Source organism: Luteibacter sp. P4_E6 (assembly GCF_056401535.1).
Map to the genome: position 1 here is coordinate 1 of NZ_JBFUJE010000434.1, position 3,306 is coordinate 3,306.

Annotated in this window: 4 protein-coding genes; 2 read left to right on the plus strand and 2 right to left on the minus strand. The window is 64.4% G+C overall.

Annotation, left to right across the window (positions count from 1 at the left end):
* Together AC1DT2_RS18695 and AC1DT2_RS18700 are read left to right on the plus strand one after the other, a co-directional pair.
* Positions 1–479, plus strand: a 479-nt coding sequence (locus AC1DT2_RS18695; protein WP_477297974.1) for a carbonic anhydrase, incomplete at its 5' end; no start/stop codon positions are given.
* A gap of 15 nt (positions 480–494) precedes the next feature.
* The gene (locus AC1DT2_RS18700; protein WP_477297976.1) at positions 495–2,012 is read left to right on the plus strand and encodes a SulP family inorganic anion transporter; all 1,518 of its coding nucleotides are present in this window, start codon (positions 495–497) and stop codon (positions 2,010–2,012) included.
* 155 nt (positions 2,013–2,167) lie between these two features.
* On the opposite strand, the gene nth is transcribed toward AC1DT2_RS18700, so the two are convergent.
* Together nth and AC1DT2_RS18710 are read right to left on the minus strand one after the other, a co-directional pair.
* On the minus strand, positions 2,168–2,806 hold the full coding sequence (gene nth, locus AC1DT2_RS18705; protein ID WP_477297977.1) for an endonuclease III: 639 nt from the start codon (positions 2,804–2,806) through the stop codon (positions 2,168–2,170).
* The coding region (locus AC1DT2_RS18710) for an RnfABCDGE type electron transport complex subunit B (protein WP_477297978.1) at positions 2,803–3,306 on the minus strand (504 nt) is incomplete at its 5' end. The genes AC1DT2_RS18710 and nth, both read right to left, overlap by 4 nt.

The window sequence follows — 3,306 nt, forward strand, 5'->3', positions numbered from 1 at the left end:
CACAGCACGTGAGCGGTGTGGTCGCCGCCATCGAGTACGCGGTCACTGCCCTCAACGTGCAACACATTGTCATCTGTGGCCATTCGGACTGCGGCGCGATGAAGGCCCTGCAGAATCCGGCCGCGCTCAAGGGCAAGCCGTCCGTCGAGCAGTGGCTGAAGCACGCCGACGTCGCCCGCTATGTGGTCGAGAAGAATCGTCCGACTATCCACGGTGCGGAAGGGTTGCGCTACCTCACCGAGGAGAACGTGGTGGGTCAGCTGGAGAACATGCGTACCTTGCCGGCCGTTGCAGCAGCGATGGCGAACGGCAGCCTGCGTATCCATGGCTGGATCTACGACATCGCGAAGACGGAGATCACCGCCTTCGACCCGGTCGAGGGACGCTTCCGTCCGCTGGATTCGAGGGACTCGAACGTGCCCGATGCCACTCCGCACGCGCGTTTCTCGACCCCGCAGCCGATTGCGTCTGCCGCTTAAACCAGGAAGCTTTTCATGYGCGCTTATTTTTCCCAGGGCCTCTTTGGCCGCGACCTCCTAGGATCGGTGGTCGTCTTTCTTGTCGCTCTGCCGTTGTGCATGGGTATCGCGATAGCGTCGGGCATGCCGCCCAGCGCAGGGTTGATCTCCGGCATCGTCGGCGGCCTTATCGTAGGCGCCATCGCCGGCTCGCCGCTGCAGGTCAGCGGGCCGGCGGCGGGCCTCGCGGTCCTGGTGTTCGAACTGGTGCGCGAGCACGGCGTGGCCGCCCTCGGTCCCGTCGTGCTGTTGGCCGGCCTGATCCAGGTTGTTGCCGGGTTGTGCAAGGTGGGTGTGTGGTTCCGCATGACCTCGCCGGCCGTCGTGGCCGGCATGTTGTCGGGTATCGGCATCCTCATCGTGGCGTCGCAGTCGCATGTGCTGCTCGACGCCATTCCCAAGGCTCGTGGCCTGGAGAATTTCGCCGCACTTCCCGCGGCGGCGTGGGAGTCGGTGACCGGCGCAGCCGAAGGGCGGGCCCCGGCGGCCCTGATGATCGGCCTCGGTACGATTGCCATCATGTTGTTCTGGGAGAAGCTGCGGCCTGCGAAGCTGCGCTTCGTCCCGGGCGCCTTGCTTGCGGTGGTCGCCATGACCCTGGCAGCGCAGTTCGGCGGTTTCGATGTCAAACGCGTGGATGTACCGGCGAATCTGTTCGCGGCGATCAGCCTGCCGAGCATGRGCAGCCTGTTCGGCCTGTTCGATTCGTCGCTGCTGGTCGCAGCAGTCACTTTCGCCTTCATCGCCAGTGCGGAAACGCTGCTGTCGGCGGCGGCGGTCGACCGGATGCACAACGGTGTTCGTACCAACTACGACCGCGAGCTGACGGCGCAGGGCGTGGGCAACATGATCTGCGGTGTCCTCGGTGCGTTGCCGATGACCGGCGTGATCGTGCGCAGTGCCGCGAACGTTCAGRCCGGCTCGGCGACACGCATGGCGGCCATCATGCACGGCGCATGGTTGCTGGCCTTCGTCATGCTGCTGCCGTGGCTGATGCGGATGACTCCGGTCTCCTGCCTTGCCGGCATTCTTGTCTACACCGGCGTCAAGATGGTCAACCCGAAGCAGATCAAGGATCTCGCCGCTTACGGCAAGGGTACGGCGGCGGTTTACGTCGCAACGACAGTAGCCATCGTCGCGACCGATCTGCTCACCGGTGTGATCGTCGGCTTCGGCCTGTCGTTGTTCCGCCTCGCGCTGCTTTCTTCGAAGATGCGCATGGACGTGGAACACCATGACGAGCCGGGCAAGGCCACGCTCCATCTGGAAGGCTCTGCGACGTTCCTGAAAGTGCCGAGCATGGCGCGCACGCTGGCCACGGTGCCGCCGAACACGCGTCTGAGCGTCGTCATGGATCGCCTGCAGCACGTGGACCAGGCGTCGCTGGAGTTGCTGCGCGAGTGGGGCCAGAACGCGTCCAAGCGCGGATGTGAGCTGGTGGTCGACTGGAAGGAGCTGAATCGCCGCGTCGAAGGTTCCCGCCAGGCCGCCTGATCCATGCGCTGACCCACCGGCAAATCGCTTCTGTAGGAGCCGATTCATCGGCGAACGGGCGTTGCTACGTAGCTACGCCTTATCGCCGATGAATCGGCTCCTACCGAGCAAGGTGTCGCCGGTTCGACGACATCGCAAGAATACGAAAGCCGGCCTTAGTCAGGCTTTGTTTTTTGCCTGTACGCGCAAAGGTCGATGATCGCGCAGTTCGGGCATTCGGGTTTGCGCGCCTTGCACACATAGCGCCCGTGCAGGATCAGCCAGTGGTGCGCGTCCTGGATGAACTCCTTCGGGATCACCTTCTCCAGCTTGTCTTCCACCTTGCGCACGTCGGCGCCCGGCGCGAGGCCGGTACGGTTGGCGACGCGGAAGATATGTGTGTCGACGGCGATGGTCGGCTGGCCGAAGGCGGTATTGAGCACTACATTGGCGGTCTTTCGTCCCACGCCTGGCAGCTCTTCGAGGGCTTCGCGCGATTGCGGTACTTCACCGTCGTAGCGGTCGACCAGGATCTGGCTCATGGCGATCAGGTTCTTCGCCTTGTTGTTGTAGAGCCCGATGGTGCTGATGTAGGTCTTGAGCTTGTCGACGCCCATGTCGAGGATTTTCTGCGCCGTGTTCGCTACCGGGAAGAGCTTGCGCGTGGCTTTGTTCACGCCGACATCGGTGGCCTGTGCCGAGAGTGCGACAGCGGACAGCAGTTCGAAGGGTGTGGTGTATTCGAGTTCGGTTTTCGGGTGCGGGTTCAGTTCGCGAAGACGGCTGAACATCTCGATGACATCGGCCTTTTTCATGGGCTGTCCTTTTTCCGCGCCTTGGCGCGCGCGAGGGCTTCGAGTACGGCGTTTCGCGCGGTCGGTGCCGCGACGTCACTCTTGCTGGTGGCGAGCCGTTCGTCACGCGCGGCGCGCTCCCGACCCAGGCGTGCCTCGCGACGCGCGAAGTGGATGCGTGCGGCGTCGGCGTAACGGCGGTCGTCGGCCTGGGCCAGTGGCATGGGATCCAGCGTGATGCAATCGACCGGGCAGACGGGAACGCACAGCTCGCAACCCGTGCAGAGGTCGYTGATCACCGCATGCATCAACTTCGCCGCACCGACGATCGCATCGACCGGGCAGGCCTGGATGCACTTGGTGCAGCCGATGCAGTCCGCTTCGATCACGCGTGCCAGCGTGCGCGGCTTTTCGACGCCGCGAGAGGTGTCCAGCGGGACGACAGGGCGATCCAGCAGGGCAGCAAGGCGCGCGATACCGACATGGCCGCCCGGCGGGCAGCGGTCGATGCCGGCCTCGCC

Coding starts and splice junctions, on each gene's coding strand:
- nth (WP_477297977.1), bottom strand. CDS start 2,806: ATGAAAAAGGCCGATGTCATCGAGATGTTCAGCCGTCTTCGCGAACTG.